12 protein-coding genes are annotated in these 14165 nt (G+C 70.3%); 8 read left to right on the top strand and 4 right to left on the bottom strand.

All coding sequences use genetic code 11. The features are described 5' to 3' along the window. The first annotated feature begins 245 nt into the window (after positions 1 to 245). From pdxH to AB0J78_RS31540, 4 genes are all read left to right on the top strand, one after another. On the top strand, positions 246 to 899 hold the full coding sequence (gene pdxH, locus AB0J78_RS31555; RefSeq protein ID WP_363795389.1) for a pyridoxamine 5'-phosphate oxidase: 654 nt from the start codon (positions 246 to 248) through the stop codon (positions 897 to 899). A gap of 135 nt (positions 900 to 1034) precedes the next feature. Next, positions 1035 to 2282: an MFS transporter gene (locus tag AB0J78_RS31550; protein ID WP_363795387.1), complete on the top strand. Its 1248-nt coding sequence runs from the start codon at positions 1035 to 1037 to the stop codon at positions 2280 to 2282. Between the two features lie 119 nt (positions 2283 to 2401). Then, positions 2402 to 3796, top strand: coding sequence for an APC family permease (locus AB0J78_RS31545; RefSeq protein WP_363795385.1), 1395 nt, complete (start codon positions 2402 to 2404; stop codon positions 3794 to 3796). 78 nt (positions 3797 to 3874) lie between these two features. Further along, the gene (locus AB0J78_RS31540; protein WP_363795383.1) at positions 3875 to 4801 is read left to right on the top strand and encodes an aldose 1-epimerase family protein; all 927 of its coding nucleotides are present in this window, start codon (positions 3875 to 3877) and stop codon (positions 4799 to 4801) included. A 66-nt stretch (positions 4802 to 4867) separates the two neighbouring features. Here the strand turns inward: AB0J78_RS31540 and AB0J78_RS31535 are convergent, their stop codons facing one another. Beyond that, the gene (locus AB0J78_RS31535) at positions 4868 to 6010 is read right to left on the bottom strand and encodes an acyl-CoA dehydrogenase family protein (RefSeq protein ID WP_363795382.1); all 1143 of its coding nucleotides are present in this window, start codon (positions 6008 to 6010) and stop codon (positions 4868 to 4870) included. 125 nt (positions 6011 to 6135) lie between these two features. On the opposite strand from AB0J78_RS31535, the gene AB0J78_RS31530 reads away from it, so the two are divergent. The 3 genes from AB0J78_RS31530 (at position 6136) to AB0J78_RS31520 (ending at position 9364) form a co-directional block, all read left to right on the top strand. Continuing rightward, on the top strand, positions 6136 to 6753 hold the full coding sequence (locus AB0J78_RS31530) for a TetR/AcrR family transcriptional regulator (protein WP_363795380.1): 618 nt from the start codon (positions 6136 to 6138) through the stop codon (positions 6751 to 6753). After that, positions 6750 to 7679 (top strand): carbohydrate kinase, encoded by a 930-nt coding sequence (locus AB0J78_RS31525; RefSeq protein WP_363795378.1) that lies wholly within the window; start codon positions 6750 to 6752, stop codon positions 7677 to 7679. Before AB0J78_RS31530 ends, AB0J78_RS31525 begins: the two co-directional genes overlap by 4 nt. Positions 7680 to 8059: 380 nt before the next feature. Further along, positions 8060 to 9364, top strand: a complete 1305-nt coding sequence (locus AB0J78_RS31520) for a citrate synthase (RefSeq protein WP_363795376.1) — start codon at positions 8060 to 8062, stop codon at positions 9362 to 9364. Positions 9365 to 9575: 211 nt separating this feature from the next. Here the strand turns inward: AB0J78_RS31520 and AB0J78_RS31515 are convergent, their stop codons facing one another. Then, positions 9576 to 11138 carry a glycerol-3-phosphate dehydrogenase/oxidase gene (locus AB0J78_RS31515; RefSeq protein ID WP_363795374.1) on the bottom strand — a complete coding sequence of 521 codons (1563 nt, stop codon included), beginning with the start codon at positions 11136 to 11138 and terminating at the stop codon, positions 9576 to 9578. After that, positions 11135 to 11785, bottom strand: a complete 651-nt coding sequence (locus AB0J78_RS31510) for a TetR/AcrR family transcriptional regulator (protein WP_363795372.1) — start codon at positions 11783 to 11785, stop codon at positions 11135 to 11137. Before AB0J78_RS31510 ends, AB0J78_RS31515 begins: the two co-directional genes overlap by 4 nt. A 16-nt stretch (positions 11786 to 11801) precedes the next feature. Here AB0J78_RS31510 and AB0J78_RS31505 point away from each other — a divergent pair, with 16 nt between their 5' ends. Continuing rightward, positions 11802 to 13439 (top strand): FAD-binding oxidoreductase, encoded by a 1638-nt coding sequence (locus tag AB0J78_RS31505; protein WP_363795370.1) that lies wholly within the window; start codon positions 11802 to 11804, stop codon positions 13437 to 13439. Here the strand turns inward: AB0J78_RS31505 and AB0J78_RS31500 are convergent. Then, positions 13411 to 14163, bottom strand: coding sequence for a GNAT family N-acetyltransferase (locus tag AB0J78_RS31500; protein ID WP_363795368.1), 753 nt, complete (start codon positions 14161 to 14163; stop codon positions 13411 to 13413). The genes AB0J78_RS31505 and AB0J78_RS31500 overlap by 29 nt on opposite strands. Positions 14164 to 14165: the final 2 nt, after the last annotated feature.

Here is a 14165-nt window from a genome sequence, read left to right as displayed (position 1 = left end):
TCCTCCCGCAGCGCAACGGCTGTTCGGGTGACGTGGAGCTGTTGTGGGAACGATCACTGCATCGGTTGCGGAATCGATCGTGACCTATCGTCGATTCGGCTCCCGTTCCGATCCCGTTTACCGTCGTAACGAATGGCCGATGCGCCTCGCGCGCGTCGGCCTCGTCCAGCCCGTACCGTCCGGCGCCGAGCCGGAATGTCGAAGTCGAGTCGTGCCGTTCGCCGGACGAGTCAGGGAGGAAGAGGATGACGGAGGCCAACGTCGCGTTGCCGTCCATGCGTGTTTCCTACGAAGCCGGGGCGTTGCACGAGGATTCGCTCGCCGGCACTTGGCACGAGCAGCTGCAGCTCTGGTTCGACGAGGCCGTCTCGGCCGAACTGGTCGAGCCGAACGCGATGGTGCTGGCCACCGCCGATCCGGAGGGCTTCCCGTCCTCGCGGACGGTGCTGTGCAAGGGCTTCGACGAGCGCGGCGTGGTGTTCTTCACCAACTACACGTCCAACAAGAGCCACGACCTGAAGACGACCCGCGTTGCCGCCGCGACGTTCCCGTGGCTGGGCCTGCAGCGCCAGGTCAACGTGCGCGGCGAGGTCGAGAAGGTCAGCTCCTCGGAGACCGCCGAGTACTGGGCGGAGCGCCCGCGCGGATCGCAGCTGGGCGCTTGGGCGTCGCCGCAGTCGCGCGTGGTCAACGGCCGCGAAGCGCTGGAGAACTCCCTCAACGGCATCGAGCGCCGCTTCGGCGAGGCCGAAAGGGTCCCGGTGCCGCCGCACTGGGGCGGCTGGCGGATCCGCCCGGACTTCGTCGAGTTCTGGCAGGGACGTCCCGACCGGCTCCACGACCGGCTTCGCTTCCGCCGGACCGATGACACCTGGGCGGTCGAACGTCTCGCTCCGTGAGTGAGCCGCCGGGGAGTGGTGTAGAGCTCCGTCACACGGGCGGATAACCAGTGGTCCTTTAGCTTCGCGAAGGACTACGCTCCGTCCTTCGTGCGGCAGAGCAGCGGAACCATTCCCCGGCGTAGCTTCAAGTCCTTGTTCAGCAAGGTCTTCATCGACACCAGACCGCTGCACTACCCGGCCTACCGCAGGCTGTGGATCTCCAACATCGTCACCGCCGTCGGCGCCCAGTTCTCCGCCGTGGCCGTGCCCAAGCAGCTCTACGACATCACCGGCTCCTCCTTCTACGTCGGGTTGGCGGGCATCTTCGGACTGGTCCCGCTGGTGGTGTTCGGCCTGTGGGGCGGCGCGATCGCAGACGCCGTGGACCGCCGCAAGCTGATGCTCATCACCAACGGCGGGCTCGCGGGAACCTCCGTGCTGCTGTGGCTGGTCGCGTTCGCCGGCATCCCGTCGGTGTGGCTGGTGCTGGTGCTCTTCGCGCTCCAGCAGACGTTCTTCGCGGTCAACTCGCCGACGCGCGCCGCCGCCGTCGCCCGGCTCATCCCCGCCCACCTGCTGCCGTCCGCGCAAGCCCTGGGCTCCACCGTCTTCCAGCTCGGCTCGATCGTCGGACCGCTGCTGGCGGGAGTCCTGCTGCCGCTGCTCGGGTTGTCCGTGCTGTACCTGGTGGACGCCATCGCGCTGTGCCTCGCGCTGTGGGCGGTGTTCCGGCTGCCCGCGCTGCCGCCGCAGGACGGTGCGCCGAAGAAGGCCGGTCTGCGCTCGGTGCTCGACGGCTTCCGCTACCTCGGCCTGCACGCCGTGCTGCTGGCGTCGTTCCTGCTGGACATCATCGCGATGGTCTTCGGCATGCCGCGCGCGCTGTTCCCGGAGATGGCCGAGCGCACCTTCGGCGACCCGCCCGGCGGCGGTGCCGCGCTCGGCTGGCTGTACGCGGCGATCCCGTTGGGCGCCTTCTGCTTCGGGCTGTTCTCCGGCTGGCTGCACCGCATCGCTCGGCACGGCGTCGGCGTGACGATCGCCGTGGTGGCCTGGGGCGTGGCGATCATCGGCTTCGGCTTCGCCGACTCGCTGTGGCTGGCGGTGCTGTTCCTGGCGCTCGGCGGCGGGGCCGACCTGGTGAGCATGGTCTACCGCAGTTCGATCCTGCAGGCGGCGGCCACCGACGAGATGCGCGGCCGCATCCAAGGCGTGTTCACCGTCGTGGTCGCGGGCGGGCCGAGGCTGGCCGACACGCTGCACGGCCTGACCGGTGCCGCGCTGGGCACCGGACCAGCGGTGATGATCGGGGGAGTGCTGGTCGTGCTCGCCGCCGCGCTGTCGGCGGTGGCCCTGCCCGCGTTCTGGAAGTACAAGGCGCCCACCGGTGACGACGTGTGATCTGACCTGGGCGGAGCGTGCTCGTTGGGCACTTCGCCACGCTTGCGCCACTCGACGGAGTGCGTTTCGACCAGGGGCGGGCAGACAGTCGTCGGAGCCACCCTGCACACTTCTCCACTATGGCCAACGAAACGACCGTTAATGCGCCCGGCGGTGCGCACGAGCCTGGCCTCAAGAAGGTGATGGGCCCGAAACTGCTGCTCTTCTTCGTGGTGGGAGACATCCTCGGGACCACGATCTACTCGTTGACCGGGAAGGTCGCCGGCAAGGTCGGCGGGGCCCTGTGGGTTCCGTTCCTGGTCGCTTTCGTGGTCGCCTTCCTGACCGCGTTCAGCTACCTGGAACTGGTCGGCAAGTACCCGCGTGCCGGTGGCGCCCCGCTGTACGTGCACAAGGCGTTCGGCATCCACTTCGTGACCTTCCTGATCGCCTTCGCGGTGATGTGCTCGGGCATCACCTCGGCCTCCTCCGCCGCGCAGGCGTTCAGCGGTGACTACCTGACGGGCATCTTCGGCGACGGCGTCGAGCCCTACTCGTGGATGGTCGCGCTCGGCTTCCTGCTGCTGCTCGCCGCGATCAACTTCCGCGGTGTCGGCGAGTCGGTGAAGATGAACGTCGTCCTGACGTGCGTGGAGCTGACCGGTCTGGCGATCGTGATCGTCTTCGGTCTGATCGCGATCTTCGGTGGAAGCCACAGTGCCGACATCGCGCCGGACCCCAGCAGGCTGACGCAGTTCGACACCGACACCTCGCCGCTGCTCGCGATCACCTCGGCCACCGCGCTGGCGTTCTTCGCCATGGTCGGCTTCGAGGACTCGGTGAACATGGCCGAGGAGACCAAGGACCCGTCGAAGAACTTCCCGCGCGCCCTGCTCCTGGGCATGGTCATCACCGCGACCATCTACCTGGTCATCGCGGTGATCACCTCGACGCTGGTGCCGACCGCGGAGCTCGCCGAGTCCGACGGCCCGCTGCTGCTGGTGGTCAAGGCCGCGGCCCCGTGGTTCCCGCCGATCCTGTTCTCGCTGATCGCGCTGTTCGCGGTCACCAACACGGCGCTGATCAACATGCTGATGGCCAGCCGGCTGGTCTACGGCATGGCCAACGAGGGCGTCGTGCCGAGCGTGTTCGGCAAGGTGCACAAGGGTCGTCGCACCCCGTGGGTGTCGATCCTGTTCACCAGCATCATCGCGGTCATCCTGGTGAGCTCGCTGGAGATCTCCGACCTGGGCAGCACCACGTCGCTGCTGCTGCTCGTGGTGTTCGCGGTGGTCAACATCGCGGTTCTGGTGCTGCGCAAGGACGAGGTGGAGCACGACCACTTCAAGGCCCCCACCTGGGTTCCGGTGCTGGGTGCGCTGACCTGTGCGTTCTTCGCGAGCCCGCTGTCCGGCCGGCCGGCCACGGAGTACATCATCGCCGGGATCCTGCTGGGCATCGGCGTGATCTTCTGGCTGATCAACTACTTCGTGAAGGGCAAGACGGACTTCCAAGCGGAGTCCCTGAGCAAGTAGGAATTTCCACGTCCGACGAGGCGGTCCGGGACGCTGTTCGCGGTGTCCGGGGCCGCCTCGTGGTCGTAGAGTGGCGGAGTGCATGATCCTCTTCCCGCCACCGGCCGGCAGTTCGAGATCAGCTCGGGGACCGCGAAGGCGGTGATCACCGAGTTCGGCGCCGCGCTGCGCGCCTTCACCGTCGACGGTGTGCCGCACACCGAGACCTTCGACGCCGACCGGCTCCCGCCGTCGGCCGCCGGCGGCGTGCTGGTGCCGTGGCCGAACCGGGTCGCCGACGGGCGCTGGGCGCTCGACGGCGAGCCGCAGCAGCTGGCGCTGACCGAGCCCGACCGCAGCAACGCCATCCACGGGCTGCTGCGGCACGAGCCGTGGGCGATCGTCGAGCACACCGACTCCGCCGTGGTGCTGCAGGCGACGGTCTCGCCGCGTCCCGGCTGGCCGGTGCCGCTGCTGACCTCCATCGGCTACGCCCTCGACGGCGACGGGCTCACCGTGACCCACACCGTGGAGAACCTGGGTGGGCGCGCGGTTCCCTTCGGCGTCGGAGTGCACCCCTACCCGCGCGCGGGCAACGTCGAGACCGACGAGTGCACGCTCCGCCTGGCCGCCTCCACGGTGCTGCCGGTGGACGCCGACCGGCTGCTGCCGGTCCGGCCGCCGCGCGCGCTGGAGGGCGACGAGGTCGACTTCCGCACCGGTCGCCGTCTTGCCGGCGTCTGGCTCGACACCGCCTTCGGCGGCTCGGTCTCGGCCCCCGATGACCCGGCCGGTCTCGTGCGCCACTCGCTGACCGGGCCCGACGGTCACGGCGTCCAGCTGTGGGCCGATCCGGTCTTCAAGTGGGTCCAGGTCTACACGGCCGAGGACTTCCCCGAACGAGGTCGCGCCATCGCCATCGAGCCGATGACGTGCCCGCCGGACGCCCTCAACTCCGGCACCGACCTCATCACCCTCCAGCCGGGCGAGGCCTGGACCGCCCACTGGGGCCTCAAACCCCTCTGACCTGCGACACCTGCGGTACAACCGATTTCAGTGGAAGTCGGGTTCCCGGTTTCCACTGAAATCGGGTCAGGGTTTGGTGAGGTGGCGGGCCAGGACTACGCGCTGGATCTGGTTGGTGCCCTCGAAGATCTGCAGGACCTTGGCCTCGCGCATGTAGCGCTCGGCGGGGAAGTCGCGGGTGTAGCCGGCGCCGCCGAGGACCTGGACCGCGTCGGTGGTGACCTTCATGGCGGCGTCGGTGGCCACCAGCTTCGCCACCGACGCCTGCTCTCCGAAGGGCAGTCCCGCGTCGCGGCGGCGGGCGCCGTCGAGGTACATCGCGCGGGCCGAGTGGATGGCCGCGGACATGTCGGCCAGCAGGAACTCGATGCCCTGGAACTCGATGATCGGCCGGCCGAACTGCTTGCGCTGCTGCGCGTAGTCGACCGCGAGGTCCAGCGCGGCCTGGGCCAGACCCACCGCGCAGGCGGCGATGCCCAGGCGGCCGGAGTCGAGCGCGCACAGCGCGATCTTGAGCCCGTCGCCTTCCTCGCCGATCAGCCGCTCGGCCGGGACGCGGGCGTCCTCGAAGTACAGCGGCGTCGTGGGTGACCCGGTGAGTCCCATCTTGTGCTCGGGAGGTCCTGCGGTCAGGCCCGAGATCGCGGAGTCCACCAGCAGGCAGCTGATGCCTCGCGCGCCTTCGCCGGTGCGCGCCATCAGCGTGTAGAAGTCCGCCTCGTTGCCGTGGGTGATCCACGCCTTCTGCCCGTTGATCGCGTACTCGTCGCCGGTCCGCTCGGCGCGGGTGCTCAGCGCGGCGGCGTCGGAGCCGGCGTGCGGTTCGGACAGCGCGTAGGCGCCCAGCGTCGAGCCGCCGATCATCTCCGGGAGCCAGCGCTCCCGCTGCTCGGCGGTGCCGAAGTGGGCGAGCGGGAAGCAGCTCATGGTGTGCACCGACAGGCTCACGCCGACGGTCATCCAGGCGCTGCTGATCTCCTCCAGAACCTGCAGGTAGACCTCGTACGGCTGGGAACCGCCGCCGTGCTCCTCGGGGTAGGGCAGGCCGAGCAGCCCGGCGTCGCCGAGCAGGCGGAAGGCGTCGCGCGGGAACTTCCCGGCGGCTTCGTCCTCGGCGGCGCGGCCGGCGAGCTCGTCGCGGGCGATCTCGCGGGTCAACGCGAGCAGATCAGCGGCTTCCTGGGTCGGAAGCAGGCGGTCAACGGTCATGGCGCGCTCCCGCGGTCAAGTGTGAGTACCGGGCTGTCGTACTGCAACCAGTACTGTATGCGGTACTCCAGTACTGTGAAAAGGTCTGCTCTGAGGTTTCAGAGTCCTGTGGCAGGCTTCTCCCGATGAGCACTTCCCGAGCCGAGCGGGCGCTGAACCCCAGGCGAGCCGAACTCCTGGGCCGGCTTCGCGATCTGTTCCTCGCCGAGGGGTTCGCCCACTTCACCCTCGACGACCTGGCCGGTCGGCTGCACTGCTCGAAATCGACCCTCTACACGCTGGCCGGGAGCAAGGAGCAGCTCGCGGTCCGCGTCGTGGCGCACTACTTCAAGAGCGCGACCGAGGACATCGAGCGCCGCGCCGAGGTCGCCGACGACCCGCGCGAGAAGGTGCGCGCCTACCTCGACGCCGCTGCCGAAGCGCTGCGACCGGCGTCGCGGGAGTTCATTAGCGACATGGGCGCCAACCTCGCGACCCGCGCCACCTACGAGGCCAACGCTGGCGCCGCCGCCGACCGGTTGCGCGGGTTCATCGCCGAAGGCGTGCGGCAGGGCGTGTTCCGCGAGGTGCACGCGGGTTTCGTCGGCGAGATGGTCGGCCGCACCATCGCCGGCATCCAGCGCGGTGAGATCGGCGAGCGCACCGGGCTGTCCGACGCCGCCGCGTTCGCCGCGCTGTCGCAGTTCCTGCTGGGCGGATTGGCCCAGGAGAAGTCCCCTTCGGACACAGTGGAGGAAAATTGATCGTCATCGGCGGTGAGGCCCTGGTCGACCTCGTGCCGGATCCGTCCACCCCGGACGGAGAGCTCGGCCCGCTGCACCCGCTGCTCGGAGGTGGGCCCTACAACGTCGCCATCGCGCTGGGCAGACTCGGCGTGCCCGCCGCGTTCTACGCGAAGCTGTCCACTGACCAGTTCGGCGACCGCATGCTGCAACGGCTCACCGAGTCCGATGTGGACACCTCCCTGGTCCAGCGCGGTCCGGAGCCCACGACGCTGGCCGTGGTCGGGCTCGAGGCCAACGGCTCGGCCCGCTACAGCTTCCACACCGAAGGCACCGCCGCGCGCTTCGTCACCGACCAGCCGCTCCCGGACGGCACGACCGCGTTGTGCCTGGGCACGCTGGGCATGGTGCTCGAACCCGGCGCCACCGCGTACGAGAAGGTGCTGTTCCGCGAGGCCGAGCGGGGCGTGTTCATCGCGCTCGACCCCAACGTCCGGGCCGACCTCATCGCCGACGCGGACGCCTACCGGGCCAGGTTCTCCTCCTGGTTGCCCTCGGTCGGCCTGCTCAAGGTCTCCGACGACGACGCCGAGTGGCTCGCCCCGGGACGGGACGTGGTCGAGGCGGCCCGCGAGTGGCAGGCGCGAGGCCCGGCGGCCGTGGTGCTGACCAGGGGTGCCGACGGGCTCACCGCGGTCACCGCCGAAGGCGAGGTCACGGTGCCCGGCCGGAAGGTCGAGGTCGCCGACACCATCGGCGCCGGCGACACCGTGCAGGCGGCGCTGCTGGCGTGGCTCCACCGCAACGGCGCGCTGTCGCCGGCGAAGGTCCGCGCTCTGGACGCGCGGCAGTGGGAGCAGGCCCTGTCGTTCGCCGCCGCCGCAGCGGCGGTCACGGTGTCGCGTCCGGGAGCCGAACCGCCGTGGTCGGCGGAGCTGGACGCGTGATCGGAATCCATCCGGTGGTGTCCGAACACGCCCCGTGAGCTCAGCGGTCTGACTGCGGAAGAACGAATCCGGATTAGACCGTTTGGATTTCACACGTGGTCACGATGGTGGTCTCAGACGGTGGCGGAGCGTCGACATCGGCGCTCCGCCTACCGGTAAGTGTGATGTGATCGTGGTCCCACCTGCAAAAAAGAGGAAACGCGATTGCTGCGCGGGGACCCTTCGGCGGTCTAGCGTGACTACTGACAGGACCCCAACGGGGTGGTGCTGCGACGGTTCGGACACCCCGACCGGAGCGCGGGCGACATCGAGCCCTGCCGCTTGGCTGGGCAATCGCGGTCGTCATCACGCACCCCTTGACGAGCGCGAGAGGTTCCCGAATGCCCGACGACGTGACCGCCAAACGTACCGTCGCGCTGCGCTATGACGCCGGCGAGCACGAAATGCAGGTGACGCAGCCTACCGAGGGTGCGCCTGGCGTCGACCTCGGCAAGTTGCTGGCCCAGACCGGTTTGGTGACGTTGGATCCGGGCTTCGTCAACACCGCAGCCTGCAACTCCGACATCACCTACATCGACGGCGACGCCGGAATCCTCCGGTACCGCGGCTACCCCATCGAGGAGCTCGCGGCGAAGTCGAACTTCATCGAGGTCAGCTACCTGCTGATCTACGGTGAGCTGCCGACCAAGACGGAGTACGACGAGTTCTCCGAGCGCATTCGCCGCCACACCCTGCTGCACGAAGACCTCAAGCAGTTCTTCGACGGCTTCCCCCGCGACGCGCACCCGATGCCGGTGCTGTCGTCCGCGGTTTCGGCGCTGTCGACCTTCTACCAGGACAGCCTCAACCCGTTCGACAAGGACCAGGTCGAGCTGTCCACGGTCCGCCTGCTGGCGAAGCTGCCCACGATCGCGGCCTACGCCTACAAGAAGTCGGTCGGCCAGCCGTTCCTGTACCCGGACAACTCGCTGGGCCTGGTGGAGAACTTCCTCCGGATGACCTTCGGCTTCCCCGCCGAGCCCTACGAGGTCGACCCGACCCTGGCACGCGCGCTGGACCTGCTGTTCATCCTGCACGCCGACCACGAGCAGAACTGCTCCACCTCGACGGTCCGGATGGTCGGCTCGTCCGAGGCGAACATGTTCGCCAGCGTCTCGGCCGGCATCAACGCCCTGTTCGGCCCGCTGCACGGCGGCGCGAACAGCGCGGTGCTGGAGATGCTGGAAGACATCAAGAACAACGGCGGCGACGTCGACGCGTTCGTCGAGCGGGTGAAGAACAAGGAGCCCGGCGTTCGTCTGATGGGCTTCGGCCACCGGGTCTACAAGAACTACGACCCGCGCGCGGCGATCATCAAGAAGACCGCCGACGAGGTGCTGTCCAAGCTGGGCGCCAACGACCCGCTGCTGGACATCGCGCTGCGGCTGGAGGAGCGGGCGCTGTCCGACGACTACTTCGTCTCGCGCAAGCTCTACCCGAACGTGGACTTCTACACCGGCCTGATCTACAAGGCGATGGGCTTCCCGACGAAGTTCTTCACCGTGCTGTTCGCGCTCGGTCGACTTCCCGGCTGGGTCGCGCACTGGCGCGAGATGATCGAGGACCCGGCCCGCAAGATCAGCCGTCCGCGTCAGGTCTACACCGGTGCCGCCGAGCGCCCGTACAAGCCGATGGACCAGCGCTGATCTGAATCGTTACCTGAATCAAGTCTGAGGCCACGGCCTCCGACCGCGCAATGGGCCCCGGAGAGCCCGGCCGACAAGGCCGGCCCCGGGGCCTTTCTGCACCTCAACCCACCCAAACCCGGCGCAGAACCCGGATTGCCGCAGTATTCGGCCCACGGATTACTGCGGTATTCGGGGACCGGATTACGGCGGTATTCGGGGAGAGCCGGGGTCAGGGTTCGATTCCTGCCAGGGCTCTGGTGACCAGGTCCTCGACCTGGGGGAGGGCTGCGGCGCGTTGGGTGGGGTCGAGGCCCAGGCGGGAGCGGCGGTCGAGGACGTCGTCGACGTCGAGGGCGCCTTCGTGGCGGACCGCCCAGAGGACCTCGGCCGCGGTGAGGTGAAGGCCTTCCGCCACCGGCTCGGCGAGGTCCTGGTCGAGCTCGGTCAGGGCTGCGACGCGGGCGGCTTCGGTGCCGTACTTGGCGACGAGGGTGGCGGGAGCCTCGATGTCGGTGAGGTGACGTCGAGGGGCCGCGCCGACCAGCGCGATCTCGGTGGTCCGCGACGGCCCGGCCGAAAGGCCGCGGGCACCCACCGCGGCGTCCACGGCGTCGGCGGCCATCTTCCGGTAGGTCGTGAGCTCGCCGCCGATGACCGTGATGATCCCTTCCTCCGACGTGAGCACCGCGTGGTGGCGGGAGAGATCGGCCGAGTCCTTGCCGTCCTGCTGGAGCAGCGGCCGGAGACCGGCGAACGAACCGAGGACGTGTTCGCGGGTCAGCGGCACTCCCAGGACGTCGCGGATCCCGGCAAGCAGGAAGTCCACATCGGACTCGGGGACCTCCGGGACGGCCGGGATCGGGCCGGGCACCGGTTCGTCGGTCCACCCGAGGATCGCGCGACCGTCGGGCAGCGGGATCAGCAGCAGGAATCGCCCGGACATCGGCGTGACGACGGCTGTTCCGGCGATCCCGGCCGCGTCGGCGTCGACCACCAGGTGCGATCCGCGCGACGGGCTCAGCCGGACCTCCGGCACGAGATCACCTGCCCACACGCCCGCGGCGTTGACCACCGAACGCGCGCGGATCCGCAGCGACTCGCCGCTGCGCGCGTCCACCAGGTCGGCACCGCCGCCGTCGAGGGACGTCACCGCGCAGCGGGTGAGGATGCGCGCGCCGAACCCGGCCGCCGTGCGTGCCAGCGCCACCACCAGCCGCGCGTCATCGACCAGCTGCCCGTCGAAGCTCAGCAGACCGCCGCGCAGCCCGGCCGGGCGAAGGCCGGGAACCAGTGCGAGGGCCTCGGCCGAAGGGATCCTCTTGGGCGAGGGCAGGACGTCGGAGGGCGTCCGCGCCGCGCGCCGGAGCGCGTCACCGGCCCGCAGGCCCGCCTGCAGGAGGACCTCCTGGCGCCGCGAGACCCCTTCGTGCAGGGGGATGAGCTGCGGCAGCGGCCGGACCAGGTGCGGGGCCGTGCGGGTCATGAGCACGTTGCGCTCGACCGCGCTCTCCCGCGCCAGCGCGAAGTCGCCGTGCGCGAGGTGGCGAAGACCTCCGTGCACGAGCTTGCTGGACCAGCGGGACGTTCCCCACGCGAGGTCCTCGGCCTCCACCAGCGCCACCGACAGCCCTCTCGCCGCCGCGTCGAGGGCGACCCCGGTGCCGGTGACGCCACCGCCGACGACGAGCAGGTCGACTTCCTGCTCCGCCGCGGCGTGCAGGTCGGTTCGCAGCCGGGCGGAGTTCAGCGAGGTGGCGCGCAGCGAACCGGCGGGCAGCGGCGTGGTGATCATGAACGGCTCCTTGGCTGGAGAGCGCCGTCGAGGAGGTGGGCGAGTTCGTCCGTCAGCGAGTCGAGGCCGACGTCCTCGGTCGCCGGGCCTGCCGAGATGACGAACGACTGCGTCAGCAACAGCAGCGAGCGGGCCTGCACCGCCACGTCGCCGGGGCGGATCGATCCGTCGGCGTGCCCGGCGGCCAGATGCTCGCGAATGAACCCGTCGGCCGCCAGCTGGGTGCTGCCCAGCCGCTCGACCAGGTAGGGCAGCAGCAGTTCGGGGTCGGTTTCCAGGACTCGTTGCAGCAGGGGAGCTTCGTGCAGCAGTCTGATGCCGCGCACCATGACGTGCACGAGGCGCTGCCGCGCTTGGCCGGTCACCGCCGCTCGGCGTGCCTGGTCGAGGACGTCGCCGAACTCGACCGTGACGAGGGTCGTGACCATGCTGCCGACGTCGGGGAAGCGGCGGTAGAGGGTCATCCGGCTGACGCCTGCGGTGCGGGCGACCTCGGTCAGCGTGGTTCGTCGGACGCCGTTGGCCAGCACGCACGCGCGCGCCGCGCTGAGCAGGTCCGCGTCGGCGACCCGGTTGACCGCCTGCCGCTTGCCGGTGCGGGCGTGATGCGGATCAGCTCGCTCGATGCTGTGACAATCCGACTCCATGTGTCACACTTTAGCCGTGAACGGCGAGATCGAACACACCCTTCGCGGCAGCTGGACCCCGTCAGGGGCCGCGTCCGCGCCACTGTCCCCGGCCGCGCTGCGCTGGTTGCGGCACCGCATCGGACTCACCGTGACCACCACTCCGGCGGTCCCGTCGTCGCTCCTCGACGTACCCGGGAGTTCCCTCGCCGACACCCCGCGCGCCGAACTGGAAGCGCTGCTCGGTGAGCGGCACGTGCTCGTCGACGCCGCGGCGCGGCTGGGACGGGCGGGCGGCATGTCCTACAGCGACCTGGTGCGCCGGCGCGACGGCGCCGAACTGGCCGTCCCCGACGCCGTGCTGCTGCCCTCGGACCCGGAGCTGGTGCAGGGCGTGCTGGAGATCTGCGCCCGTCACGACATCGCGGTGGTCCCCTTCGGCGGCGGGACCTCCGTCGTGGGCGGGGTCGACGCGCTGCGCGGTGGGAAGAACGCCGTCGTCGCCCTCGACCTGGTGCGGCTGGACCGGCTGATCTCGCTCGACCCTGACTCCCGGATCGCCGTGCTGCAGGCCGGGATGCGCGCGACCGAGGCCGAATCACTGCTGGCCGCGCACGGTTTCACGCTCGGGCACTTCCCGCAGTCGTTCGAGCGGGCCACCATCGGTGGGTTCGCCGCGACCCGCTCGGCGGGCCAGGCGTCCTCCGGCTACGGGCGCTTCGAGGACATGGTCGAGGGCGTGCGGTTGGCGACCCCGGCCGGTGAGTGGAAGCTCGGTGTCGCCCCCGCGTCGGCGGCGGGACCCGATCTGCGCCAGCTCGCCATCGGCAGCGAAGGGAGCCTCGGCGTCATCACCGAGGTCGCCGTCCGGGCGCGGCCCGCGCCGAGGCGGAGCCGCTACGAGGCGTTCGTGGTCGACGGCTGGCAGGCCGGCACCGATGCCGTGCGCTCGCTCGCGCAGGAACGGGTGCTCGCCGACGTCACCAGGTTGTCGGACCCGACCGAGACCGAGGTGCAGCTCGCGCTGTCCGGTCAGCTCAAGGCGCGTGCGCTCGGGAACCTCCTGCGCGCCAAGGGCGTCCGCAACCCGTGCCTGCTGGTGCTCGGCTGGGACGCGGGTTCCCGCACCGAGCTCAAGCAGCGCCGGGCGGCCGCGGTGCGCGCGCTGCGCGACGTCCGGACCGTGCGGTTGGGCCGGGCGGCCGGGGAGTCGTGGAAGTCGCACCGCTTCTCCGGCCCTCGGCAGCGGGACGCCCTGCTCGACCGGGGAGTGTGCGTCGAGACGTTGGAGACCGCGACGAGCTGGAGCGGGCTGAGCGAGCTGCGCTCCGCGGTGCGCACGGCCCTGGTGCGCAACCTGCAGACCGGCAGCAAGCCGCCGATCGTGATGTGCCACGTCTCGCACGCCTACGAGACCGGTGCTTCGCTGTACTTCACGGTGCTGGCCCCGCGCGATTCCGAGCACGCCCTCGCCCAGTGGCAGCGCGCGAAGGAAGCGGCCTGCGACGCCATCGCTGGTCGCGGCACGATCAGCCACCACCACGCGGTCGGCGTCGACCACCGGCCCTGGCTGGAAGCGGAGATCGGCGACATCGGCACGGCGGTCCTGGCCGCGGCCAAGCGGGCGGTGGACCCGACGGGAATCCTCAACCCGGGCAAGCTCGTTCGCGACTAGCGCAGATGGGGCTGTACCGGAAGCCGAGGCCCCGGTAGACCTTCAGCGCCGGTTCGTTGTCGGCGTCGGCCATCAGGGTCACCGCGCCGAGCGGCGCGAGCTCCCTGGTCAGGAACGTGCAGACCTGCGTCGACAGGCCCCGGCCCCGGTGCGCGGGGTGGGTGGCGACGCCGGAGACGTAGCGCAGTCCCAGTGCCGGCCAGGAGTCCCCGGCGATCGAGATCGGGGTGCCGTCGGTGTCGCGGATCCCGGCCCACCGCACGGCTCCCGGGTCGTCGGGGAACAGGTACGAGCCGGGGTTGGCCTCGCGCAGCAGCGCGTCGATCGCCGGCACGTCTGCTCCGGTCAGCCACTCGACGTCGGGGGTGGGGCGCTGCGGCGCGGCGGCGTCCAGGTGCAGCCACCCGAACGTCGCCAGGACCTCGTGGCCCAACCGCTCGGAGACCCGGGAGGCCAGCGGAGCGGCGGCCAGCAACCGGACCTTCTGCCCGGTCAGACCGGGCAGGACCTCCCGCAGCAGCGCGACGACGTCGTCCTCGTCACCGGCGTGGACCACCCGGTCGGCGCGGTTGAGCCGGGGCGCGAACACGACCACCGCGTTCCGCGACCGCCACGCGGCCCCGCGCTCGTGCGGATATCCCGGTTCCAACGCCTGGGCCGCCCACCGCACCATCAGGTCGGACGTGACCTCCGCGACCTCGGCCGCACTCCTCAGCTCCTGCACAC

It is taken from the genome of Saccharopolyspora sp. NPDC049426, assembly GCF_040676935.1.
GTDB lineage: Bacteria > Actinomycetota > Actinomycetes > Mycobacteriales > Pseudonocardiaceae > Saccharopolyspora.
The sequence above is the reverse complement of the archived record's forward strand: the minus strand, read 5'-3'. Positions and strand labels throughout refer to the sequence as shown.

Coding starts and splice junctions, on each gene's coding strand:
- pdxH (WP_363795389.1), top strand. CDS start 246: ATGACGGAGGCCAACGTCGCGTTGCCGTCCATGCGTGTTTCCTACGAA.
- AB0J78_RS31545 (WP_363795385.1), top strand. CDS start 2,402: ATGGCCAACGAAACGACCGTTAATGCGCCCGGCGGTGCGCACGAGCCT.
- AB0J78_RS31535 (WP_363795382.1), bottom strand. CDS start 6,010: ATGACCGTTGACCGCCTGCTTCCGACCCAGGAAGCCGCTGATCTGCTC.
- AB0J78_RS31530 (WP_363795380.1), top strand. CDS start 6,136: ATGAGCACTTCCCGAGCCGAGCGGGCGCTGAACCCCAGGCGAGCCGAA.
- AB0J78_RS31520 (WP_363795376.1), top strand. CDS start 8,060: ATGCCCGACGACGTGACCGCCAAACGTACCGTCGCGCTGCGCTATGAC.
- AB0J78_RS31515 (WP_363795374.1), bottom strand. CDS start 11,138: ATGATCACCACGCCGCTGCCCGCCGGTTCGCTGCGCGCCACCTCGCTG.
- AB0J78_RS31510 (WP_363795372.1), bottom strand. CDS start 11,785: ATGGAGTCGGATTGTCACAGCATCGAGCGAGCTGATCCGCATCACGCC.